The sequence below is a fragment of the Streptomyces sp. NPDC001020 genome (assembly GCF_053599115.1).
Genome location: NZ_JBSFLQ010000049.1, coordinates 13,729 through 38,066, shown reverse-complemented (window position 1 = coordinate 38,066; position 24,338 = coordinate 13,729). Strand labels below are relative to the sequence as shown.

Here is a 24,338-nt window from a genome sequence, read left to right as displayed (position 1 = left end):
TGCCCGGACTCGGGAGGCGCGAGGCATCCCGGCCTCAGCCCAGGTGGTCCCGGGCGATCCGTTCCGCCACCTGCTCCAGGAGCGGCCCCGCCTCCGCGATGCACGTCGCCACGTCCGGTTCGACCTCGGTCAGCGGGTAGGCCTGACGGATACCTGCCCGGGCCAGCGCCCGCGGTGTCAGCGCCAGCCGGCCGCACACCGCCACGACCTTCTTGCCCGCCGCCCGCGCGGCCGCCGCGACCCCCACCGGCGCCTTGCCGTGCAGCGTCTGCTCATCCAGCGCTCCCTCGCCCGTGATCACCAGCGAGGCCCGCTCCAGTGCCGACGCGAAGCCCAGCGCGTCCAGCATGACCTCGATGCCCGGCCGGAAGCGGGCGCCCACCAGCAGTGCCCCGTACCCGAGGCCGCCCGCGGCGCCCGCGCCCGGCGACACGGCGTACTCCGCCGCCCTGGGCCCGACGGCCTCCTCCAGCACCTTCACGTAGTGTGCGAGCGCCGCGTCCAGCGTCTTCACCTCGGCCGGCGAGGCACCCTTCTGCGGTCCGTACACGGCGGGCGCGCCCGTGGGCCCGGTCAGCGGGTTGTTCACATCGCTCGCGAGCACCAGGTCGACCGAGGACAGCCGCGGGTCCAGATCCGACAGATCGGCACGGGCGAGCGCCGCCAGCCCTCCGCCACCCGGCCTCACCGGTTCCCCTTCCGCACCCAGGAACCGGGCCCCCAACGCGGACAGCATCCCGGCACCCCCGTCCGTGGTCGCACTCCCGCCGGCCCCGAACACGATGGTCCGTACCCCGGCGTCCAGCGCGGCCAGCAGCAGTTCCCCGGAGCCGTACGTGGAGGCGGTCAGCGGCGCGAAGACGCCGGCCGGCAGCCGCTGCAGTCCGCTCGCCTCCGCCATCTCCACGACCGCGGTGTCGCCACGCAGCGCGAACGCCGCCGTCACCTCCCGGCCGAGAGGGCCCGCGACCCGTACCTCACGTCGTTCGAACCCGGCCACGACCGCCGCGTCCACCGTCCCGTCGCCGCCGTCCGCCACGGGCAGCGCCTCGACCTCCAGGCCGGGCACGACTCTGCGCAGCCCCGTCGTCACCCGCTCCGCGACCTCTACCGCCGTCAGCGACCCCTTGAACTTGTCCGCGGCGATGAGCACCCGCTGCGCCGACTGCGCTCTCCGGATGTCATCCACCACAGCGTCCGCCACCTGCACTCCCCTTGCTCTCCAAGCCTTGCGCACGTCGAGGCAGCCGCGCCGCTGCGCCCCTAACCGGAGCACGCCCTCGCCGTCGTGCCCCGTCCGGTCGCCACAGCCATGCATGATCTGCCACTACATCATCCGGCGGAACAAGCGCGCCGCCGACGATTGCGTGAACTCAAGCGCGCACCGGCCCGTGTCCAGTGGGACCCCGAACGCGACCTGAACTTGCGTCCCCTGCCGCACCGTTCGCTGCAACTCGGTCCGCCCTCGGGCGTGACCATCGTGGCCTTCCACACTCCACCCCGCCGTACGTCCGTCTCGACGGAGCCGGCAGCGGCGTAAGCCCACTGGGCATACTGCTCGGGGGTGGTCCACGCCTGCCACACCTTCGCTGCGGGGGCGTCCAGCGTTCGAGTCAGCTTGAAGGGGGTGCCGCAACCGGTCCGTCGCCGGTCGACCGGCGGAAGACAGGCAGCAAACACCACTTGATCTGCCACGGGCGCGGCAACCCGCTCCGGGTCATCACAACTGCCGCCAACGTCAATGGCATCACCCAAACCCTCAACCTGGTCGACGCTTCCCTCCATGAAGCAGCGACTGCCCGCGCGGCGAAGGCTCCGCCTCGATACCCGTTCGCTCCGAGCAGTCAGGCGCCCTACGCTCGGCCTATGAACAGGCCACTCGTAGCCATCCTCAGTGGGGCGGGTATCTCCACTGATTCCGGGATCCCGGATTATCGCGGTCCTAACGGGCTGTGGCGGCGGGATCCCGAGGCCGAGAAGCTCGTGACGTTCGAGTACTACATGGGTGATCCGGAGATTCGGCGGCGTTCCTGGCAGATGCGGCGCGGGAACCGGACGCTGAAAGCGGAGCCGAACGCCGCGCATCGGGCCGTGGCCGAGCTGGAGCGGTCCGGTGTGCCCGTGCGGGTGATCACTCAGAACGTGGACGGGCTGCACCAGCTCGCCGGGATGCCCGCCCGCAAGGTGCTGGAGCTGCACGGCACCGCACGGAGCATCGTCTGTACGGAATGTCATGTGCGCGGGCCCATGGAGGACGCTCTCGCCCGGGTCGACGCCGGCGAGGAGGATCCGCCGTGCCTGGAGTGCGGCGGGATCCTCAAGTCGGCGACTGTGATGTTCGGCGAGCGGCTCGACCCGGTGGTGCTGAGCGAGGCCGTTGCCATCTCCAAGGCCTGTACGGTGTTCATCGCGGTCGGCAGCAGCCTCAAGGTGCAGCCCGCCGCCGGGCTCGCGGGCATCGCCGCGGACCACGGGGCACGGCTGATCATCGTCAACGCCGAGCCCACCCCGTACGACGACCGGGCGGACGAGATCGTACGTGAGCCCATCGGCACCGCACTGCCCGAGCTTCTTGGCCGACTGAGCGCCGGGGATGAGCGCCGGGGATGACTACTCAGCGCCTCGTTTGAGGTGCTGGAGCTGCACGGCACCGCACGGCACGTCGTCCGTACGAAGTGCCGTGTGCGCGGGCCTGTGAAGGACGCCCTCGCCCAGGGTCGAAGTCGGCAAGGACGATCAGGTCTCGCGGACAGCGGTCGGCTGTCCGCGAGACCCGCGCCCCTCCGTGCGTGCCCGTCACCGCAGGTCGCACGGGGTCGCCGGGTCAGGTACCGAAGGCCAGCACCACGTTGTGGCCGCCGAACGCGAAGGAGTCGGAGAGCACCGCGGTGAGCTCCGCGGGGCGCGGCTCCGGGCCCACCACGTCAAGACCGATGGCCGGGTCAGGGGTGTCGGTGTTCAGCGTCGGGGGGATGACGCCGTGCCGCAGGGCCAGGACGCTCGCCACGGCCTCGACGGCGCCGGCCGCGCCCAGCGAGTGACCGGTCGTCGACTTGGTCGCTGACACGGGGACACCGTCCGCCGCGGGGCCCAGTGCCGCACGCAGTGCCTTGGCCTCGGCCGCGTCGTTGTAACGGGTGCCGGTTCCGTGGGCGTTGACGTACGAGACGTCCGAGGCGGACCAGCCGGCCGAGCGGAGCGCGAGGCGCAGGGCCCTGGCAGCGCCGGCGCCCTCAGGGTGCGGGCCGGCCACGTGGTGGGCGTCGGAGGACCGTCCGTAACCGGCGAGCACCGCGAGGACCTCCGCGCCCCGGGTGCGGGCGTTCGCCTCCGACTCCAGAACGAGCACGGCGGCGGCCTCGCCCAGTACGAAGCCGTCCCGGTCCGCACCGAACGGCCGCACGGCGCGCTCGGGTTCGTCGTTGCGGACCGAAAGCGCGCCGGCCCGGGCGAAGCCCCCGACGATCAGGCTGGTGACGGGTGCCTCGGCGCCGCCGGCGAGCACCACGTCGGCCTCGCCGGAGACGATCATCTGGCAGGCGGCGACGAGCGCCTCCGCGCCCGAGGCACAGGCCGTGACCGTGCAGGTGCTGGGACCGGTGATGCCGTGGGCGATGGCGATGTTCGCCGCGGGTGCGTTGGCCATCGACATGACGACGGAGCGCGCGCCGATCCGCCGGGGGCCGTCGGTCTCCAGGAGGCGTGCGTTGCGCTCCCAGCTGCCCGCTCCCCCGGCGCCGCTGCCGACGACCACCCCCACCCGGTCCCGGTCGACGGTGGCGAGGTCAAGGCCCGCGTCGTCGAGTGCCAGACGGGCGGCGGCGAGGGCGAGGTGGGTGGAACGGTCGGTCGCCAGTTCCTCGCGGCGGCCGGGGGCCAGTTCCGCGGGCAGATCGACCTCACCGGCGATGCGGACAGGGAGGCCGGAGGCGTCGAAGCGGGTGATCGCGCGGATCCCGCTCACCCCTTTGAGCTGGGCCTGCCAGAAGTCATGACGGCCGACGCCGACGGGGGTGACGGGACCGACCCCGGTGACGACCACCCGCCGGCCGCTCATCGGTCCGTTCCACTCCCGTGGGCGACGAGGTAGCCGACCACGTCGTCGATGGTGGTGAGACCGGGCGCGGCGGCGTCGTCGACGGGCCGGCCGCTCTCCGCCTCCATGATCGTCAGCAGTTCGACCATGTCGAGCGAGTCGAGGCCGAGGTCCTCCTTGAAGCGGGCCTGCGGGATGATCTCCTCCGGGAGGAGGCCGAGCTTCTGTTCCAGCAGGGCGCTGACGCGGTGGCGGACGGCGTCGGCGGCGGTGGTTCCTATGGTCATGGCGGTCATCCTTTTTCAGCGGTGTGGGAGGGGGAGGTGCGGTAGCCGGCGGTGCTGGAGGCGTCGGTGAGAGCGTCGGCGGTGGGGCGCGACGCGATCGGCACCCCGAAGGCGTCCGCGTGCAGGGCAAGTCCGGCGCAGACCTCGGCCACCGCCGCGGCGAAGGCGTCGGCCTGACCGGTGGTCAGGATGAGCGGCGGCTGGATGCGGAGCACCCGGTTGCTGTTGGCCGTGACGAAGGTGAGCATCCGGTGGTCACGGGCGAGATCGGCGGCGAAGCGCAGGCACAGCATGTCCCCGAGCGAGGACTCCAGGGCCGCGCCGGCCCGGCGGACAGCGGAACGTACGTCGTCGGGCAGCCAGTCGACGAGACGGTGCAGGTCACCGGGGAGCCGGGTGAGGAGTTCGTCAGCCATGGCCGAAGCCGCTCCGGAGAAGTCCCCGTCGAACTCGATGGCGTTCATCAGGCCGACGCCGCGCACCTCCCGGACGAATCCGAAGGGTGCGCACGCCGTGCGCAGCCGCTCGCGGAGCCGCGCGCCGGTCGTTCGGGCCCGCTCGGGTAGCTGTTGTTCCTCCACGACGTCGAGCGCGGCGAGAGCCACCGCGGCGGCGAGGTTGCCGCCGCCGAAGGTGGAGGAATGGAGCATGGCGCGGTCGGTGCTGCCGTACGCGGCGTCCCAGAGATCGGCGCGCACCAGCGTGGCGCCCACCGGTACCAGGCCGCCGGAGAGCGACTTGGCGAGGCAGATCACGTCCGGTTCCAGGCCGTCGTGCTCGGCCGCGAACATGGCCCCGGTGCGGCCCAGCCCGGTCTGGATCTCGTCCAGGACGAAGGCGGCCCCGGCACGGCGGCACAGACGCTGCGCCTCGCGGAGGTAGCCGGGCGGCGGCAGAACGACGCCGCCCTCGCCCTGGACGGGCTCCACGACGAACGCGGCAGCGCCCTCGACGGCCCGGGCGAGGGCGTCGAGGTCGCCGTACGGCACGCCGACCACGTCGCTCACCAGCGGGGCGAACGCCTCGCCGTGAGCCCGGCGGCCGGTGACGGACAGGGACCCCATGGTCTTGCCGTGGTAGCTGTTGTCCGCGTGCACCAGGCGGGTGCGCCCGGTGCCCGCGCGGGCGACCTTGAGGGCCGCCTCCACCGCCTCGGCACCGGAGTTGCTGAAGAAGACCCGTTCCAGCCCGCCGGGGGCTAGAGCGCTGAGCCGCTCGGCCAACTCGCCGGTCTGCACCGGCACGGAGACGTACTGGTTGAAGGTGGGGGCGCCCAGGTCCAGGAAGGAGCGCAGCGCACCGACCACCTGCGGGTGGTTGTGTCCGAGGCTCACCGCGCCGTAACCGGCGACGAAGTCCAGGTAGTCGGTGCCGTCGGCGGTGGTGAGCACGCAGCCCTCCGCCCGGGTGAAGACCCGGTCCATCCCCTGCGCGGCGAACAGGCGTGCCAGGGGTGGGTTGATGTGCTCCCGGAAGCGGCGACGGCCGGCAGCGGTGACGTCCTCGGCGTACGCGGCGGGCGGCCGGGGCTGCTGCCGGGCGCCGGGCACGGCCACCGGTGTGTGGTGGACGCCGAGCCGGGCGATGTCGTCGTCGGCCAGGGGCCGTCCGAAGGAGGCGAGCGGCGTGGGGCGGAACCCGTGGCGCTCGGCGAGCCGCCCGATGCGGCGCACCCCGTCCACATCGATCTCCCGGCCGAGTGACCAGTTCTCGGCCATGCCCTCCAGGGCGAGGACCAGAGTCTCCACGAGGCAGCCGTTGAGCTGCTGAGTCGGGGCGAGCAGGCCGCCCTCCCCGACGCGCACCGCGTCGTCGGCGCTGACCAGGCCGCCGTCCACCACCAGCACGTCCCGGCGGGCGGGCGGCGCGGGCGCGTCGCGGGGGAGGGCGACGTCCACGACGACCGAACCGGGGTGCAGCAGGCCGGTGTCGATGACGCCGCCGGACGAGGTGGCGGCCACACAGAGCCGCGGCGCGGTCAGGCATCCCGTGAGGTCGTCCGTCAGGGTGACCTGTCCGCGCTCCACCGGGCCGAGTGGGCGCAGCAGGCCCTCGGGCGCCCGGCCCCGGCGGACGACCAGTTCCAGGCGGAACCCGTCGGCGAGCAGGAGCCGGGCGACGGCCAGGGCGATCGAGCCGGGGTAGCCGACGATCACCACGGGCGCGTCGGCGGCGGCCGGGCCGATCAGCCTGACGCAGCGGTGCAGCGCCTCGTACGCGGCGTACGCGGTGAGCGAGTTGCCGCTGGTGACGGGGACGCCGACCTGAGCGGCGGTCCACAGGCCGCGGTCGCCGACGATCGAGGTGCCGCCGCCGAGGCCGACGATCTCCGCTCCCGCGTCGTGCAGCGCTCGGACCTCACAGGCGACCATCTCCCGGGCCGCGGTGGGGCGACGGAGGATCTGGTCCGCGGTGAGGGCGAGGATGCGGACCTCGCCGTCGCACCGGTCGCCGGTCGGCGAGGTGACCGAGGTGAGCAGCGGCAGCGGGACGTGCAGTCGACCGCCGGACGCGCGCCTGGTGCCCCGGTGGTCGTCCAGGAGACGGCCCAGCAGGTCAAGTCCGCGCACCTGGTTGCGGTGGGCCGGGCTGACTGCGTGGGCCAGGAAGCCGAACTTCACCGGGCTCTCCTTCGTGGGAGGACGTGCGGGCTGCCGGTCCACGGGCGGGCGGCGCGGCGGCGGACGCCACGGCTGCCGTAGGGGCCGGTCGGCGGCGGGGTCAGCGGGCGGGGCGACCGGGTGCCGGCGCCGTTCCCCGGCGGGCCATGGCGAAGGCCCGTTCGGGGAGCCGGTCGCGCTGCCAGCCGAGGGAGGAGAGCAGGCTCAGGCCGTCTCCCTCGTCGTTGTGCTCCAGCGGCACCGTGTACAGGCCGATGGTCCCGGGTCTGCGCAGACGGGCGACGAGGTCGTCGTGGTCGATGTCGTCTAGGCGACGCCGGGAGACGGTGAGGCCGCCGTAGTGGTCGTCCCTTTCCTCGTCCAGCAGATGCAGCACCTGGGTCTGGCGCCCGGCAGGTCCGGCCCGGCGGCCCTCACGGTAGCTGCGGATCACCGAGTGGCCGCCGTCGACCAGGATGAAGACGCTGAGGTTTCCGGCGAGGCGGTGGCCGTTGACGGTCACTTCCTGCACCAGGGTGGGCACGATGTCCGGCACGAGCGCGGCGGCCCCGTCCCCGACGAAGGCGAGCACATTGTCGTCCCGGGTGAGGGCGATCGCGGGCAGCGCCTGGAGGGCGTCACCCATGAGTGCCCTGCCGTACCAGCCGGAGAAACCGGGGCCGGTGCGGGGCAGGTTGCGCACGGCTGACAGCCCGCCGCGGCCGACGTCGAAGACGCCGGTCCAGGTGTATTCGTGGCGGCTGATCAACGTGTCGAGCACGTCGGCGAGGCGGGCGAAGAAGTAGTTGGCGCTCATCGGCCGCACCGGCAGGGTGTGCAGGACGTCGGAGGCGCTGTCGCAGGTCTCGGCGATCGCCCGCCTGCGCCGGTCCAGCAGGTCGCCGGGGACGTCCAGCCGTTCGCGGACGGCCCGTAGGAAACCGGCTGCGTCGCAGACCAGGGGGTGGTCGGCGAAGGGCGCCAGGTGCCCGGGTTCGCGGGTGACCTGCACGATGCGCAGCGAACGGTCGAGGGCGCGCCGGGAGAAGGGCGTGGCGGCCTCGGGGATGCGGCTCTTGAGGAAGAGGAGGCACTGCTCGTCGCGGGGACGCAGGCGGCCGTCGCGGTGCAGGAAGGCGTGGACACGGTCCGAGAAGCCGTACAGCCCGAGTGTGCCCAGGTAGTACGGCACGGGGCGGCCGTCCCGGTAGCGGGCGACGGTGCCGGGGCGGGTGAGCGAGTCGGCCAGGGCGACGCCCGCGCGGGCGGCGATGTCGTGGACGAGCGACGCCTCCTCGGCGTCGAGCCGCCCACACTGCCACAGCAGGCGGTCGGGGCCGCGATCGACGAGCTCCAGCACGGGAGCGAGGGCGTCCTCGCGGACGGCGAGGGCGGGCCGGGGCCGCGGGGGCGGCGCCTGGCGGCGGCCCTCCGTGGCTGCGGTTGTCCGCAGCACCTCGGGCGTGGCGAGCAGGACGACCGGCCCGCGGTCCTCCTCGTAGGAGGCGTACGCCTCGCGCAGTCGGTCGTCCAGGCGGGCGGGGTCGTCGAGATAGTGGCAGGGGATCCCCCGGGCGCGCAGCACCGCCCGGGAGTCCTCGCCGGCGTGCACGGTGCCCTGGAAGGGGAACCAGGCGTTGGGGGCCGAGTCGGCGCAGACCACGAATCCGCGGGCGCGGGCCTCCCGGAGGTTGGCCAGGGTGCCGCGGAACTCGTCGACCATGCCGCTGGTGACCACGATCAGGAAGGGCACCTCGTCGAGCTGCCAGCGGGCCAGTGCGCCGCAGGCGAGGCTGTGTTCGCTGGGGCCGCGCAGCACGGGGTTGCCGGCGCGGTTGGCGTGCTCCTCCAGGTCCCCGATGAGGCCGGACACCACGGAGCCGGTGTAGTAGTGCAGGCCCCAGCGGTTGCCGGCCCGGGCGTCGAGGAAGGCAGCCAGCTCCGCGCCGAGCAGGGACGGGCCCAGGGCCGCCGCGCCGCGCAGGGCGGCCGCCGAGTGGTCGAGTTGGATCCGGTCGGTGAGGGCGACGACCACCTCGGCGGCGAGCACCCAGTCCTGGTCGGGGAGCCGACGGCGGCGGTAGGGGGTCGCGACCAGCGTCCGGCCCGGCGGCGCCGTGTCGTAGACGAGGACGGCGCCGCCGGTGGGTGCCCGGTGCTTTCCGTCGCCGAGCGTGTCGCCGAGCGCGGTGAGTCCGGCGGCGAGCGCGGCGTCGTCGGGTGGCCCGGCGAGGGGGTCCGGTCCGCTCCGGTCGTCCGGCGCGGTGAGGGCGTCGGACTCGACGAGGACGAGAGCGAGCATGTCGTCGCCGTCGCGTTCCGCCGCGGTGGCCGCGCCGAGGGCGTGGGCCGCGGCCGGAAAGCCGTCGGCCGTGAGATGGCGGAGCTCGGCGTCGGGCACGGCGCGGTCCAGGAACCTGCGGGCCCTGGCGACGACCGAGTGCCAGGTGGCGTGGTCGGGCGGTGCGGGCAGGGGATCGGGGACGTCGGTCACGAGCCGTCGGCCGGCCGGGGCGCCGTGTCCGGTCTTCTGGTGAGCCGTCAGGCCCCAGAGGGCCGCGGCCACCGCTGTGTGGAAACCGGGGCGCCGGGCGACCGTGACGACGAAGAACCTCGGCCGTTTGTCGCTGTCACTGCCGCTGTCCACTCCTGCCACTCCCCCGTCGACGCCCAGGGCCGCTTTTGCCGTCCAGCAGTCTGCATCGCCCTGGCTGAAGGCGATCTGCATAACGTCTGGACGCGGCAGGACTCCGTGGCGCGGGATCAGGCGCCGCGCAGCAGGTGACAACGGTGACCGTCGTAGGCCCAGGCGCGTCAGCCGAGCCCGTTGACGTCTGGCGTCCGGTCTCTTCGGAGCGGCATACTCCTCTTGCTATAGTAGGAATCTAGAGTCACCATATACTCACATCGACGGAGCAGAGGTGACAAGCGTGACGGCTGATCCCGGCGAAAAAACGACGCTGCGCACCGCACGTCCCCCCTCGGGTCTCCTCGTTCTCGTCACGGGCGGGATGGGTCTGTCGATGGTCGTGCTCTACGCCATCGGCGCGCTGGGGCCGTTCCTCGTCGCCGATCTGGACCTCAGCGGGTCCCGTCTCGGACTGCTCACCGCAGTGACCTTCGGTACCGCGTCGCTGCTGTCGCTGTACGCGGGGCACATCGCCGATCTCGTCGGTGGCCGCCGGTCACTGGCCCTGCTGCTGGCCCTCGTCGCCTGTGCCTTCACGGCGCTGGCCCTCTCGCACGGCTACGAAACCCTGCTCGCCGCGCTGGTGTTCGGGGGCGCGGCGCAGTCGCTGGCCAATCCCTCGACCAACAAGCTGATAGCCGCTCATGTGCCGCCTGCCCGGCGGGCGATGGCCGTGGGGGTGAAGCAGTCGGGTGTCCCGCTCGCCGCGTTCACCGCAGGCCTGGTGCTGCCGGCCCTCGCCGACGCCACGTCGTGGCGCACGGCGCTGGCGGTGGTGGTGCCGCTCGCGCTGGCCGCGGCGGCCGGGACGCTCCTGCTGCTGCCGCCGGACGGTACCCGCCCGGCCGGGCCTGGCCTGTCCCTCCCGTCGCCGCCGAACACGCCGACCCGATGGCTGATGGCGGTCTCCTTCTGCGTCGGCTGCGCACTGGCCGCACTCACCACCTACTTGCCGCTCTACGCCCACCAGCGTCTGTCGCTGGGCGAGCGCAGCGCGGGGGCCCTGATCGCCGCCATCGGTGTCTCCGGCATCGCGAGCAGACTCCTCTGGTCGAAGTACAGCGACCGGATGGACATCGCCCGCTCCCTGCTGGTCCTGGCGGCCGTCGCGGTGGCGTCGGCGCTGCTGCTGCCCGCCGCGCTGGCCGGGACCTGGCTGGTGTGGGTCGGCGCCGTGGGGCTCGGGGGTTCCGCGGCGGCGGCCAACGCCGTCACCATGGTCGCGGTGACCAAGGGCAGCGGCTTCGGGCGGACCGGCCACGCCTCCGCCCTGGTGTCCCTCGGCTTCTTCGCCGGGTTCGTCGCCGGACCGCTCGGCTTCGGCCTGCTCGTCGACTCGACCGGCGGTTTCACCGCTGGATGGGTCATGGTGACGGTCCTCCTCGGCCTGGCCGGCGCGCTCGCCTGGGCGGGCCGGGAGCCGGTCCGCCGGAGCGTCTGACGGCGCCCGCGCGGCACGGCGTACACGGCCGACGCGCTCCGCCACGGATCCGGACACGCGCGAGGACGCCCGGGCCGGGGTGCGCTCCCCCGTCCGGGCGCCGGTTGCGGTGCGGCCCCGAGGTTAAGGCTGTCCCGTAATCCCTGGTGGATCAGCGCGCGGCGTCAGATGCTGGGGGCACCTCCCACGCCGTTCAGGCAGTGTGGGAGCATCGCAAGGCGGAGGAACGTCCGCATACTGGATGTATGCGGACGTTCCGACAACGCGGCGAGGTGCCGTAGCTGTCGTCGCGCGCCCGCCAGGGATTACGGGAGAGCCCTTAGGACATGAAGTCGTAGTCCAGGTGCCGGTCCTCGTCCGCGTCGGTCCAGAACCCGTAACGGCGCATCCCGTACATCAGCGGCAACTGGAGCTGGAGCTGGGTGATGGCGACGACGCTGCCCATCACCACGGCGTGATCGCCCACCTTCTGGATCTCGTGCACCGCGCAGTCCGCCACCGTGTGGGCCGCCTCATGAAGGTGGGGCCCGCCGATGTCACCGACGGTCCGCCAGGCGACCTTGTCGAACCGTTCACGGACCCCCGAGGCGAACAGTTCGGCGGTCGCGCGCGCCTGGCTGTGCAGCAGGTTCACCGCGAACGCCCCACTGCCCTGCACGGCCTGAAGCGTCGGGCTGCCGTGCCGCAGACACACCAGCAGCGTCGGCGGCTGCAGTGCGACGCTGCACAGCGAGGTGCACGTCATCCCCCACGGCTCGCCGTCCGGAGCGATGGAGGTGATCACCGATACCCCGGTGGGGAACCCGGCCATGAGCGGTCGGATGTCGGGCTGATGGGCTTCCGGCGTCATGATGTCCGCCTCCTACGGTCACGTGGACGTGTGGACGAGGTCGTACGGGGTGTGCGAGCGGGGCGGGAGCGCGGCCCTGACCTCCTCGGTCAGGTCGCCCGCGAAGGCGTCGAACGCGTCACCGAGGAAGTGGAAGTGGCCCCCGGGATAGACGCGCTCCGTGAAACGGGACCGGGTCTGGCCTGCCCAGGGCGCCATCGCCACCTGCGGCGCCCAGGCGTCGTGCGTCGCCGCGAACACCGTGACCGCGGCGGCCATCGGCATACGGTGGGCGTCCGGCCGGTAGCCCGCGACGGCGCGCAGGTCGCTGCGGACGAGTCGGAGGAACCGGTCGCGGAAGTCCGGCACCGAGTCGAGTTGCTGCGGCATCCCGCCCATCTCGCGCAGCCTCGCGATCAGTTCAGCGTCCGGGCTGTCGGGGTCGGGCAGCCTGGTCAGCACCTCGTGACCGGGCGCGCCCCGTCCCGAGACACCCACCCAGCGGGGACCGAGCCCCGCCTCCTCCAGGGCCCGTGCCGTCTCGTGCGCGACGATCGCGCCAAGGCTGTGGCCGAAGAGGGCCAGGGGCGGTCCCCCGGCCCAGGGCAGGACGTCCTTCGTCGCCACCGCCACGATCTCGTCCATGGACTCCAGGGCCGGCTCCGCGTGGCGCTTGCCCCGGCCGGGGAGGTCGAGCAGGAGCACGTCCCAGTCGGCGGGCACATGACGGGTCAAAGGGAACCATGAGGCGGCGGACCCGCCCGCGTGGTGGAAGGCCACCAGCCGGACGGCGGGGTCGTCGAGCCGCCGGGGCCGCACGAAGTTGCTCATGCGTTGCGCTCCCGTCCGTCGCCGCTCGCCGCAGTCTGCGCGATGTCGTCGGCGAGCCGGGCGAAGAGCTCCCCGAGCGGCAGGTCCAGCGGCAGTTCCTCCGCGGTCAGCCGGAGCCGGTAGTTCTCCTCGACCTTCGTGATGAACAGGACCGACAGGAACGAGTCGCCACCGGAGTCGAGGAAGGAGAGCGCCGTGTCCGGCTCCTCCTCCGCGTGCAGCGCCTCGGTGAGTTCGGCGAGCAGATAGGCGCGGACGGCCTCCCGGTCGGCGGGGTCGGGTGCGGTGCGCTTGCGCTCCCCGCCCGCGGTGGCGGTGGCGGCGCCCGCACCCGTGAGCGGCTCCTCGATCCAGAAGCGCTTGCGCTGGAAGGGGTAGGTCGGCAGATCGCCGGTGAACCGGGCACCCGGGGCGCGGAGCGCGTCGAGTCGCAGGTCAGCGCCGTCCGTGAAGAGCCGGCCGAGCGCGGCGAGCAGCAGCGCCGGGGCCTCGTCTGCATCGTCCCGCATCAGCGGCGCCGTGCGGGTCTCGCCGCCCGCCTCCCATTCCAGGCGGGCCGTGTCGCCGAGGTCCGCATCGAGGCGGTGGCGCACACGGACGCCGAACTCACCGAACAGCCCGGCCAGCCGTTCGCCCGGCGTACCAGAGCCACCAACGTCCGCAGCGGGACAGGCCGCGGCGAGGGCGTCGAGCCCGGCGGCGAGCCGGTCCTCGTCACCGGAGACCAGCAGCACCGCCGCGCGCGGGGCGGCGGGGACCCGGCCGTCGTGCGAAGCGGGCCGCCCGTCGACAGCAGCGCCGACGGCCTCGGCGAGTTCCTCCGCCGTCGTCCCGGTGACGGCGACACGGTGCGCGAAAGCGGCCCGTCCCGCGCGCAGGGTGTGGCAGACGGAGGCAAGCTGGGCCGGCTCGGTCTGCTTCAGACAGGCACGCACGGCACCCGCCAGTTCGACCAGGGCGACCGGGTCCTTGGCGGAGAGCGTCAGCAGTTCGGTCCGCCCGTCGGCCGCCGGCGGCGCGGGCATGTCGTGCCCCTCGAGCACGACGTGCGCGTTCGTGCCGCTCATACCGAACGAATTGACGCCGGCAAGCCGCGTCCCCGCGGGCCACGGGCGGTTGCGGCGTGGCACGGTGACGGAAAGCCGGTCCCAGGGTATGTGCGGATTGAGGTCGGATCCGTCATCGGGGAGGGCGGCCGGGATCTCGCGGTGCCGGAGCATCAGCACCGTCTTGATGACGGCGGCGATGCCCGACGCCGCCTCCAGATGTCCGAGGCGCGCCTTGACGCTGCCGATGGGGAGCGGTGCGCCGCGCTCACGCACGGCCTCGCCGACGACGGCGTCCAGGGCGCCGACCTCGATCGGATCGCCCAGCGCGGTACCGGTGCCGTGCGCCTCGACGTAACCCAGCTCGCCGGGGGTGACCCGGGCGTCGGCGAGGGCGGCCCTGAACACCTCCTGCTGCGCGGGGCCGTTGGGGGCGGTGAGGCCGGAGGCGGCTCCGTCGTGGTTGACGGCGGTGCCGCGGACGGTCGCGAGCACCTCCCGTCCCTCCGCCTCGGCGTCCTCCTGGCGCATCAGGACCAGGACGCCGACGCCCTCACCCCGGCCATAGCCGTCGGCGGTCGCGAGGAAGGACTTGGACCGGCCGTCGGGCGAGACGGCCCGGGTCTGGCAGAGCGACACCATCAGGCTGGCGGAGAGCAGCAGGTTGGAGCCACAGACGAGCGCGTAGCGGCACTCGTCACCGCGTAGCGCGCGAACGGCGAGGTGCAGGGCGCTCAGCGACGAGGAGCAGGCCGTGTCGACGCTCAGCACCGGCCCCCGGAAGCCCATCACGTGGCTGATGCGGCCGGCACCGAAGCAGAGCCCTCCGCCGGTCGTGTAGTAGGGGTCGATCCGCGTCATGTCCGTGCGGTCCTCGAGGCGCTCCCCGTACTCCGAGGCCATCATGCCGAGGAAGACCCCGACGTCGAGACGGTCGGAGCGCCGGACGGGGAGGCCGGCCCGTTCCAGCGCTTCCCAGGCGGTCTCCAGGAGCATCCGCTGCTGCGGGTCGAGCAGCTTGGCCTCGCGCTGCGAGATGCCGAAGAACTCCGCGTCGAAGTGGGCGATGTCGGAGAGGAAGCCCGCGCGTCCGACGTAGGAGCGGCCGGGGCGGCCGGGCACCGGGTCGTAGACGGCGCGCAGTCCGGGCCGGTCCTCGGGGATCTCGGAGTCGGCGGTGCCCTCGCCCTTGAGGAAGTCCCAATAGGCATCGGGAGTGTCGAGACCTCCCGGCAGCCGCAGGCTCATGCCGACCACGGCCAGGGGCGCGTGCCGCCGGTCCTCCAGTTCCTGGATGCGGGCCCGGAGCCGCCGGGAGTGCCGGAGCTGTTCCTCCATCAGCTGACGGATCTGCGCGGGTTCCATGCTCTGCGCACTCATATCTCTGTCCCCACATCTGCCTGTACGGCTTGGACGAGTTCGTCGAACGACAGTTCCGCCGGCTCCGGTTCCGGTTCCGGAGCGCTGCGAGGCCCGGCCTGTGCAGGCCTCGTAGGTGTGGCGGGCCGCGCCGGGCCGGCGGGCTCCTCGGGCGGTGTCCCGGTGCCGGACGCCTCCGCGGAGAAGAGCAAGTCGGTTACGTAGGCCACCAGTTGGGAGACAGTGGGGTGGTCGAGCGCCACCGTCGCGGGCAGGTCGGCGTCCAGCGCGTCCGACAGCCTCGTCCGGAGATCGATCACCATGATCGAGTCCAGGCCGGTCTCGGTGAATCCGATGTCGTCGGCGACGGCGCCCGGGTCACCGAGCACCTCCCCGGTCAGCTTCCGCACCTCCTCGCGCAGCACTTCCTCGCGCTCCTCCGGTTCCAGGCCGGCGAGCCGCTGCGCCAGCCGTCCCCGCGTGGGCCGGGAGGCCGCGCCGCGGGCCGGCCGCGACACCAGCCGGCTCACCAGGGCGCCACCGGGCAGACCGGCCAGTTGTTCCGCGTAGCGGTCACGGTCGAGGGCCACGGAGACGAGCCGGCTGCCGGTGCCGCCGGCGAGGACCGTGGCCAGGGTCTCCTCGGCCTCCTCGTCGGTGAGGGGGCGCAGCCCCCGGCGTTCCATGGCCCGTCCGGCTGCGGCGGACGCCGCCATGCCGCCGCGGGCCTTGGGCGCCCACGGTCCCCAGGCCACACTGGTGGCCGGGATCCCGCGGGCGCGCAGCAGCGCGGCGAGGCCGTCCAGGTACCCGTTGGCCGCCGCGTAGTTGGTCTGGCCGGCCGAGCCGAGCACGGCGGACGCGGAGGAGTAGAGGACCAGGGCGTCGAGGTCCTGGCCGTCGAGCGCCTCCACCAGGTTCGCCGCGCCCCGGGCCTTGGCCGCGAACACGGTGGCGAACGCCTCCTCGTCGAGCCGTTCGAAGGTGCGGTCGGCGTTGACGCCCGCCAGGTGCAGCACGGTGCGCAGCGGTACCCGGCGTCCGGCCGTGGCCACCGCCTCGCGGCATGCGGCGGGGTCGGTGACGTCACCACGGAGGACCGTCACGTCGACCCCCTGAGCGGTGAGTTCGTCGACGACCGTCCGCGCGGTGGCGTCCGGTGCGGACCGGCTCATCAGCGTGATGGCCGTGATGCCGGACCGGGCGAGGAATCCGGCGCTGCTCAGTCCCAGGGCGCCGAGCCCTCCGGTGATCAGCGCCGCCCCGCCGCGGGTGCCCGGCCGGGCTCCCGCCCTCGCGTGGCGGGCGGGGTCACCGTCGTGCGGGAGGAGTCGTGCGACGGACACTCCGTCTTCGCCGACGGCGAGCCAGGGCTCCGGGACGCCGTCCGCGACGGCGGCGGCGACGGCGGCGGCGAGCGGCGCGGCCTCCCAGTCGGGGCGCAGCCCGACCCGCAGCAGCAGCCGGTCGTGCTGCTCGGCCTCCAGGGAGGCGAGCATGCCCCACAGGGTCTCGCGGACCGGGGCGGCGCCGGCGCCTGTGCCGGCGAGCACCGCGTACGGAACGGTGCGCTCCACCTCCCCGAGCGTGGCGGCGAGTTCGCGGGCGGCGTCGCGTGCGGCATCGGGCCCCGCGGCCCGGTCCTCTCCGGGCTCGGCGCCGAACCGCGCGTCCACGATCAGGTCGGGCGTGCCGGCGCCGTCCGGGTCGCCGACGAGATGGCCCCGTGCGGTGAACGCCGCGTGCAGGGCACGGCCGACCGGGGTCGCGCCGCCGAGCAGTGCGATCCGCAGGGCGGGCGCGTCGGTCGCCTCCGGCGCCGCGGCCGGCTGTGGGGTCCATCGCATCTCGTAGGTGTGCGGGGCGCCGTCGCGCAGCGAGCGTTCCAGGACGGCGCGTGGGGCGCGCCGGAAGCGGAAGTCGTCGACGGCGAGCACGGTGCTGCCTGCGGCGTCGAACATGTGCAGGTCCGCCGCCTTGACCTGGAGGAGTCCGGCGTCCGTTCCGTCCTCGACGACGGCACGGACGTGACCCCACAGTTCCTGGCCGGGGACCGGCCTCCTCGGGAACGAGAGCCGGGCGACGGCGAACGGGATGGCGAGGCCGTCGTCCTCGGACACGTCCTCGCCGGTGACGGCGAAGGCCACCGCGCTCTGGAGGCAGGAGTCCAGCAGGCCGGGATGGATCTCGTAGCCGTCGGGGGACTCGTTCATCTCCGCGGGCTCGGCGAAGCGGACGAGCGCCTCGTGGCCGCGGATCCAGACCTCCGAGATCCAGCGGAAGGACGGCCCCAGGTGGTAGCCGAGTGCCCGGAGGTGGCCGTAGAAGGCGTCGCCGGTGAGGTGCCGGTCGGCGCCGGCGGCGAACGCCGTCGGGTCGGGCGGCGCGGCACGGCGGTCGTCCGCCCCTGCGGACGAGTCCCCGATCCGGGCGGCCAGGTGCTGCTGCCAGCGTCCCCGCTCCGGGTCGAGCAGACTGTGCACCCCGACGGCGCGCGCCCGGTTCCCGTCCGTCTCCTCGACGACCTGGAGGTCGTAGCGCTCCCCTTCGCGCAGCACCAGGGCACGCGGGAAGTGCAGATCCTCCAGGACGACCGGCGACCCCCCGTTGCCGAGCGCGGACAGCACGGTCGCGGTCTGGGAGGCTCCGGGAACCGAGACGACGCCGAAGAGACGGTGGTCGGTGAGGTGGGCGGGGTAGTCAGTGCTCCGCTCGGTGGTCCAGACGCGGCCGCCGAAGGCGGGCGAGCGCAGCGGGGTGCCCCAGGCGGGGGTCTGTGCGGAGGGCCGCCGTGCTGCGGTGGGTGTGCCGGAGGCGGACGCGGTCCAGTGCCGTGTCCGGGCGAACGGGTAGCGCGGCGCGGCGGCACGCGCGGGGGCCCGGCGCGGCGACGTCCGCGCCCAGTCGACGTCCTGGCCGCCCAGGTAGAGGGTCCGGGTGGCGGCCAGCAGCGCCGCCGTGTCGCCGGTGCCGCGGCGCAGCGAGGATGCGGTGACCGGCGTGTGGTCGAGTTCCGCGCCGGCGACCAGGTTGACCAGGGTGCGGTCGGGCCCGATCTCCAGGCAGATGTCGACGCCGAGTCCGGCGAGGCTGCGCGCCCCGTCGTGGAAGCGCACGGGCAGACGGGCGTGACGGCGCCAGTAGGCGGCGTGGAACTCGCCGGGGCCGGCGAGCCGGCCGGTCACGTTGGAGACGATGGGCAGTTCCGGTTCCCGGAAGGCGAGCGGGGCGAGGGCGGCGTCGAACGCGCCGAGGGCGGGCTCCAGCAGCCGTGAGTGGAAGGCGTGCGAGACGGGGAGCCTGCGGGCCCGCACACCCTCGTCCTTGAGCCGGGCGGCGAGCGCCTCGACGGCGTCCACCGCGCCGGAGAGCACGACGGACCGGGGTCCGTTGACCGCGGCGACGTCCAGACCGGTGCCCGCCGCCCACGCGGTGACCTCCTCCTCGGTGGCGACCACGGCGAGCATCGCGCCGCGCTCGGTGTCCTGCATCAGCCGGGCGCGGTGGGCGATCAGCTCCAGGCCGGTGGGCAGGTCCATCACCCCGGCCGCGACGGCGGCGCTGATCTCGCCGACGCTGTGGCCCATGACGACCGCGGGCCGTACGCCCCGGGACTCCCACAGCGCCGTGAGGGACAGCTCCAGCGTCACGAGCGCGGGCTGGGTGACACGGGTCTCGTTGATCGCGTCCCGGTCCTCGCCGTAGTACAGGAGGTCGCTCAGACGGGCGCCGAGCGCTGGTTCCAGCACCCGCTCACAGGTGTCGAACGTCTCCCGGAACACCGGCTCCGTCTCATAGAGTTCGCGTCCCATACCGAAGTACTGGCTGCCCTGTCCGGAGAACAGGAAAGCGATCCGGGGCGGGCCCTGGGTGGCGGCGGCGGGGGTGCCGAGTTGCTCGGCCAACTGCTCGGCGCTGGTGCCGAGCAGCGCCCGCCGGTACGGGAAGTGCGCGCGGCCCGCGCCGGCCTGGGCCGCGAGGGCGTCCAACACTTCCTCGGTGGCGTCGCCGAGGCGAGCCGCCCAGGCCGCGGTGAGGCGGTCGAGGCCGTCGGGGTCCGGCGCGGAGAGCGGGATCAGCCGGGTGGCCGGACGGGCGGGAGGCTCACCGGCGGGAGCGTCCGTCGGCGCGGCGCCCACGACGGGCACGTCGTCGGGGGCGTCGGCGACGACGAGATGGGCGTTGGTTCCGGTGAAGCCGAAGCCGGAGACACCGGCGACGCGGGGGCCGTCGCCGCGCCGCCACGCGGTGGCCGTGTCGACCACCCGCACGTTCATCTGCGCCCAGTCGACGTGCGGATTGGGCTCCTTGAAGTGCAGGTTGGCGGGGATCACGTCGTGGCGCAGGGCGAGCACCGTCTTGAAGAGGGCAGCCATGCCGGCGGCGGACTCGCAGTGGCCGATGTTGCTCTTCACGGAGCCGAGGTGCAGCGGACGGCCGGGCGCGCGCCCCGGACCGAGCACCCGCCAGGCGGCGGCGATCTCGACCGGGTCGCCGAGCGAGGTGCCGGTGCCGTGCGCCTCCAGGTAGGACACTTCTTTGCCGTCGACCCCGGCCTGCGCGAGCGCGTCCCGGAGCATGGCCTCCTGCGCCCGTCCGCTGGGGACGGTCAGTCCGGAGGACGCGCCGTCCTGGTTCACGGCGGTGCCGCGGATGACGGCGAGCACCTGGTTGCCGTCGCGCCGGGCGTCGGAGAGCCGCTTGAGCACCACGACGCCGCAGCCCTCCGAGCGGACGAAGCCGTTGGCGTCGGCGGAGAAGGTGCGGCAGCGCCCGTCGGGCGAGAGCATGTGCGCCTGGCTGACGGCGGCCCAGGAGGCGGGGTCCAGCATGATGTTGACGCCGCCGGCGAGCACCGCGTCACTCTCGCCGGAGCGCAGCGAGCCGACCGCGAGATGGAGCGCGACCAACGACGAGGAGCACGCGGTGTCCACGGCCACGGCCGGCCCGTTGAGCCCGAGGGTGTAGGCGATGCGCCCGGCCGCGGCGTTCAGGGCGGTGCCGGTGCTGTAGTAGGCGTCGATGTCGTCGGGGCCGTTCCCGGCGAGCAGCCGGGCGTAGTCGCCGTAGCTGATGCCGACGAAGACCGCGGTGCGGGAGTTGCGCAGCGACCGCGGGTCGATACCGCCGTCCTCCATGGCGTGCCAGGCGGATTCGAGGAGCAGACGCTGCTGGGGGTCGAGGTTCTCGGCCTCGCGGGCCGGGACGGAGAAGAAGCCGGCGTCGAAGCGGTCGATGTCGCCGAGGAATCCGCCCTGGTCGGTGGTGAGCGTGCCGGGGGCCAGGTCGGCGGGGTCCCAGCGGTCCGCGGGCACCCGGGTCACGCCGTCGCGGCCGTCGACGAGGAGTTCCCACAGCTCCTCGGTCGAGGCGGCGCCGGGGAAGCGGCCCGCCATGCCGACGATGGCGATCGGTTCGGACGGGGCGGCGGGCCCGGTCCGGGGTGCGACGCGGGTGACGGACACGGCCCGCACCGGCGCCGGAGGCGGCCCGGCGGGGCGGGTGTCCCGGACGGGCGGGGCGGAGACCGGCGCGTCGAGCAGGAAGGCGGCGAGTTCGGTGACGGTCGGGTGGTCGAAGACGTCCGGCACCTGGACCACCGTGCCGAACTCCGCGCAGAGCCGTGCGGTCAGGTCCACGGCCATGATCGAGTCGAGACCGAGGTCGAAGAAGCCCACGTCGTCCCGGACGGCCGAGGCGTCGGCGTGGCCGAGCTGATCGGCGAGCAGCTCGCGGACCAGTGTCCGGGCGGCCGCCGGGCGCTCCCCGGCGGCCAGCGCGGCGAACCGGCCGCCGGCGCTGTCCGGCACGCCGTCCCCGGGGCCGGCGGGGCCGGCGTGTGTCGTGTCCGGGGCGAACAGCCCCCGCGGGCGCAGTCCACTCATCACCTGGCGCAGTCGTGCCAGGTCGAGCGGGCAGGCCACCGCACGGCCGTCGGCGCCGGCGGCCGGGACGGCGAGTGCCGCCCGGCCCGCGGCCGCGTCGAGGGTGCCGATGCCCATACGGGCGGCCCGGTGGCGCAGTTCCGCGTCGGCCATGCCCTCGTCGCCGAGCGCCCAGGGGCCGTAGGCGATGCTCACGGCGGGCAGTCCGAGCGAGCGGCGGTGGGCGGCGAGCAGATCGAGGGCGCCGTTGGCGGCGGAGTAGGCCGCGCAGTCCTGGGTCCCCCAGAGCGCGGAGACCGAGGAGAGAAGGACGAAGAAGTCCAGCGGCCAGTCGCGTGCGGCCAGGTGGAGCCACCAGGCGCCCGCCGCCTTCCCCCCGAGGGCCTGTGCGAACTCCTCGGGCCCGGTGCGCGTGGCAGGGGTGTAGGAGACGGTGCCCGCGGCGTGCAGCACGCCACGCACCGGCGGCATGCCGACGAGCCCCTCGCAGGCCCGGGCCAGGGCGATGGGGGTGTCGCAGCCGCCGCCACGGTAGATCGTGTGCTCGGTGTCCTGGCGCAGGGTGGCGAGGAACCGGGCCGCTTCGGCGCCGAGTTCGTCCTCCTCGCGGCGGCCGATCAGCAGCAGATGGCGTGCGCCGAGCCGCACCAGCTCGGCCACGAGTTCCCGGCCCACGGCGCCGAGTCCGCCGGTGACGACGTAGGTGGCGTCCGGACGGACGGTGAGGGGGACCGGTTCGCCGGCGGCCTCGGCCAGCCGGGGGACGAGGACCTGTCCGCGGCGAACCGCGGCGACGTCCTCGCTCCCGGTCTCGCCCATCCTGGTGGTGACGAAATCGATCAACGCCGCGGTGTCGGCCCGGTCCGGTTCGGCGGGCAGGTCCACCACGCCGCCCCAGGCAGTGGGGAGTTCGAGGCCGAGCACCGGTGCAAGCCCGTGGAGCAGACCGTGCGCGGTGGCGGACACCGGGTCGCCGTCCGCGGTGCGCACGGCGGCGCGGGTCACGACGTAGGTGCGGTGCCCTCCGCCGGTGTCGGCGGCGGCGCTCACGGCGGCGGTGACGGTGGCGGCGAGGGACGCCCCCTCGGCGACGAGCGTGTCCGTACCGCCGGCGGTGTCGGGGGCGGACGCGCCTGGTCCGTCGGGCAGCGGAGCGGCGCGCAGGGCCAGGACGAGGGTGGTGGGCGCGTCGGAGCGGTCGGCCCAGAAGCGCTGCCAGTCCCCGGCTTCCGCCGGGAGCCCGGCGGTGGTCCAGCCGTCGGCCGGGCCGAGGGGCACGGGGGTGAGCAGGGTCCCCCGCGTCCCCCGGGCGGCCGCCTCGCGGAGGAGCTCCGCGAGGAGCTCGGGGTCGTCGCCCGCGAGGACGAGGGAGGCGACGGGCGCGGGTCCGGCGCCGCCGGCCGGCACCGGCCGCCAGCGCAGGGCGTGCGCGGCCGGAAGTGTGTCCGGGGACGGTCCGCCGAGCTCCCCGGCGGACCCGGTGTTCCCGGGTGCCGGGGCCGTGGCGGCCGCCACGGCGGGCGGCTCCGACGACGCCGCGGCACCGGAGCCGGGCGCCGTCGCGGGGTCCCCGTCCGGCGCAGGCAGCCGGTCGGGCACATGACGGATACGCTCCCAGGGGTAGGCCGGTAGGTCGATCACGTCGCGCGGAAGGGTGCCGACCGACGCCTCCGCGTCGTCCCGTTGCCCCTGGAGGACGGTGACCTCGGCGCACTCCTCCCCCGCTGCGAGGGCGCGCAGCGCGCGGAGTGCCGCGTCGGGTGCGGCACAGCCGAGGCGGGCACGGTACTCGTGCACGGTGCGTGCCTCGCCCGCCGAGTAGGCGAAGGCGGCGTACGCGTCGGGGCCGAGCCCGGCCAGCCGTTCCGCGTAGCGGTCGGCGAGTGCCCGCAGGGCCTCCGGGCTTCTTGCGGAGATCTCGAAGCCGGTCACGGCGGGGGCAGGTCCGGTTCGCGCACCACCGTCCGGCGCGGTGCCGGGCGGTCCCACGACGATGTGCGCGTTGGTGCCGCTCATGCCGAACGAGCTGACACCGGCGTGGCGTCCCGCACCTTCGGGGAGGTCGGTGAGGGTGTCCGGCACCGTGATGCCGGTGCCGGAGAGGTCGATCCGGGGGTTGAGGGTGCGGAAGTGCACGACCGGCGGCGCCTTGCGGTGTCGCACGCTCAGCATCGCCTTGACCAGCCCGGCGATGCCCGCGGTGGCCTCGAGGTGACCGAAGTTGCTCTTCGCCGCGCCGACGGCGATGGGCGCCCCGCCGTTCGCCCGGCCCAGCGCGGTCGCCAGGGCCTCCATCTCGATGGGATCGCCGAGCGAGGTACCGGTGCCGTGGGTCTCGACGTACCCGATGTCGGCGGGCTCCAGGCCGGCGTCCGCGAGCGCCTTCTCGATCACGGCGACCTGGGAGAGCACGTTGGGCGCGGTGAAGCCGCCCGAGCGGCCGTCCTGGTTGACGGCGGTCCCGTGGATGACGGCGTGCACCCGGTCGCCGTCGCGCAGAGCGTGGTCCAGTCGCTTGAGGACGACGACGCCGCATCCCTCACCGCGGACGAAACCGTTGGCGCGCGCGTCGAACGCCTTGCACAGGCCGTCCGGCGCCAGCGAGCGGGTCTCCTGCACCAGCCTCGTCGAACGGGGCGACAGGATGAGGTTGGTGCCCGCGGCGAACGCCACCTCGCAGTCGCCTCGCCTGAGGGCCTGTGCCGCGAGGTGCACGGCGACGAGCGACGAGGAGCAGGCGGTGTCGACGGCCATGGCGGGGCCGTTGAGGCCGAGCGCGTGGGCGATCCGGCCCGCGGCGAAGTTGTGACCGTTGCCGGTCGTCCAGTAGGCGTCCGGCTGCCCGGCGAGCCAGTCGCGGTAGTCCTGCCACATGATGCCGAGGTACATCCCGGTCTGCGTGCCGGACAGCCGGCCGGCGGGCAGGCCCGCGTTCTCCATCGCCTCCCAGGCGACCTCCAGCAGCAGCCGCTGCTGGGGGTCGAGGTGGCGTGCCTCGCGCGGGCTGATGCCGAAGAACGCCGCGTCGAAGCCGAGCACCTCGTCGAGGAATCCGCCGCGCTGCGGCAGCGTCTCCCACTCCGCGGCGAACGGCTCCTTGCGGTGGGCCGGCATAGGACGGACCATGTCGCGGCCGGCCGCCAGCGCCTCCCAGTACCCGTCGAGGCCGTCGATGCCGCCCGGCAGCCTCAGCCCGACGCCGATGACGGCGACGGGCCCACTGCTCTCCTGCTCCTCGATGCGCCGGCGCAGGGTGCGGATCGTGGCGAGTGCCCGGGTGAGGGGGGTCTGCCCGCCCGGGGTGGTTGCAGCGGTCTCTTCCATGTGTCGGTATT

General features: G+C 74.1%; 11 protein-coding genes and 2 pseudogenes. 3 read left to right on the top strand and 10 right to left on the bottom strand.

Translation table 11 applies throughout. The features are described from left to right. Positions 1 to 34: 34 nt before the first annotated feature. Positions 35 to 1,153, bottom strand: coding sequence for a glycerate kinase (locus tag ACWDEX_RS32560; RefSeq protein WP_450468077.1), 1,119 nt, complete (start codon positions 1,151 to 1,153; stop codon positions 35 to 37). A gap of 201 nt (positions 1,154 to 1,354) precedes the next feature. Here ACWDEX_RS32560 and ACWDEX_RS32555 point away from each other — a divergent pair. Then, positions 1,355 to 1,459 (top strand): annotated as a pseudogene (locus ACWDEX_RS32555) (DUF4291 family protein); the annotation flags it as partial. A 2-nt stretch (positions 1,460 to 1,461) separates the two neighbouring features. Here ACWDEX_RS32555 and ACWDEX_RS32550 read toward each other — a convergent pair. Then, positions 1,462 to 1,680 (bottom strand): annotated as a pseudogene (locus ACWDEX_RS32550) (SRPBCC family protein); the annotation flags it as partial. Positions 1,681 to 1,866: 186 nt separating this feature from the next. Between ACWDEX_RS32550 and ACWDEX_RS32545 the strand changes: the two are divergent. Then, complete coding sequence (locus ACWDEX_RS32545; RefSeq protein WP_450468070.1) at positions 1,867 to 2,610, top strand: SIR2 family NAD-dependent protein deacylase; 744 nt, start codon at positions 1,867 to 1,869, stop codon at positions 2,608 to 2,610. A 214-nt stretch (positions 2,611 to 2,824) separates the two neighbouring features. On the opposite strand, the gene ACWDEX_RS32540 is transcribed toward ACWDEX_RS32545, so the two are convergent. From ACWDEX_RS32540 to ACWDEX_RS32525, 4 genes are all read right to left on the bottom strand, one after another. Beyond that, positions 2,825 to 4,057 (bottom strand): beta-ketoacyl-[acyl-carrier-protein] synthase family protein, encoded by a 1,233-nt coding sequence (locus tag ACWDEX_RS32540; protein ID WP_450468069.1) that lies wholly within the window; start codon positions 4,055 to 4,057, stop codon positions 2,825 to 2,827. Then, complete coding sequence (locus ACWDEX_RS32535) at positions 4,054 to 4,323, bottom strand: phosphopantetheine-binding protein (RefSeq protein WP_450468068.1); 270 nt, start codon at positions 4,321 to 4,323, stop codon at positions 4,054 to 4,056. Before ACWDEX_RS32535 ends, ACWDEX_RS32540 begins: the two co-directional genes overlap by 4 nt. Positions 4,324 to 4,328: 5 nt before the next feature. Next, positions 4,329 to 6,944 carry an aminotransferase class III-fold pyridoxal phosphate-dependent enzyme gene (locus tag ACWDEX_RS32530; protein WP_450468067.1) on the bottom strand — a complete coding sequence of 872 codons (2,616 nt, stop codon included), beginning with the start codon at positions 6,942 to 6,944 and terminating at the stop codon, positions 4,329 to 4,331. Between the two features lie 100 nt (positions 6,945 to 7,044). Continuing rightward, entirely contained in the window at positions 7,045 to 9,570 is a 2,526-nt protein-coding gene (locus ACWDEX_RS32525; protein WP_450468066.1) for a hypothetical protein, read from the bottom strand. Between the two features lie 283 nt (positions 9,571 to 9,853). Between ACWDEX_RS32525 and ACWDEX_RS32520 the strand changes: the two genes are divergently transcribed. After that, positions 9,854 to 11,053, top strand: a complete 1,200-nt coding sequence (locus ACWDEX_RS32520) for an MFS transporter (RefSeq protein ID WP_450468065.1) — start codon at positions 9,854 to 9,856, stop codon at positions 11,051 to 11,053. A gap of 319 nt (positions 11,054 to 11,372) precedes the next feature. Here ACWDEX_RS32520 and ACWDEX_RS32515 read toward each other — a convergent pair whose 3' ends face one another. The 4 genes from ACWDEX_RS32515 to ACWDEX_RS32500 are packed head-to-tail and all read right to left on the bottom strand — an operon-like array spanning position 11,373 to position 24,327. After that, complete coding sequence (locus ACWDEX_RS32515) at positions 11,373 to 11,903, bottom strand: flavin reductase family protein (RefSeq protein WP_450468064.1); 531 nt, start codon at positions 11,901 to 11,903, stop codon at positions 11,373 to 11,375. Between the two features lie 18 nt (positions 11,904 to 11,921). Beyond that, positions 11,922 to 12,713, bottom strand: coding sequence for a thioesterase II family protein (locus ACWDEX_RS32510; RefSeq protein WP_450468063.1), 792 nt, complete (start codon positions 12,711 to 12,713; stop codon positions 11,922 to 11,924). Continuing rightward, positions 12,710 to 15,139, bottom strand: a complete 2,430-nt coding sequence (locus ACWDEX_RS32505; protein ID WP_450468062.1) for a beta-ketoacyl synthase N-terminal-like domain-containing protein — start codon at positions 15,137 to 15,139, stop codon at positions 12,710 to 12,712. The genes ACWDEX_RS32510 and ACWDEX_RS32505 overlap by 4 nt, the downstream gene beginning before the upstream one ends. Continuing rightward, positions 15,136 to 24,327 carry an SDR family NAD(P)-dependent oxidoreductase gene (locus ACWDEX_RS32500; RefSeq protein WP_450468061.1) on the bottom strand — a complete coding sequence of 3,064 codons (9,192 nt, stop codon included), beginning with the start codon at positions 24,325 to 24,327 and terminating at the stop codon, positions 15,136 to 15,138. The genes ACWDEX_RS32505 and ACWDEX_RS32500 overlap by 4 nt, the downstream gene beginning before the upstream one ends. Between the last annotated feature and the right edge of the window lie 11 nt (positions 24,328 to 24,338).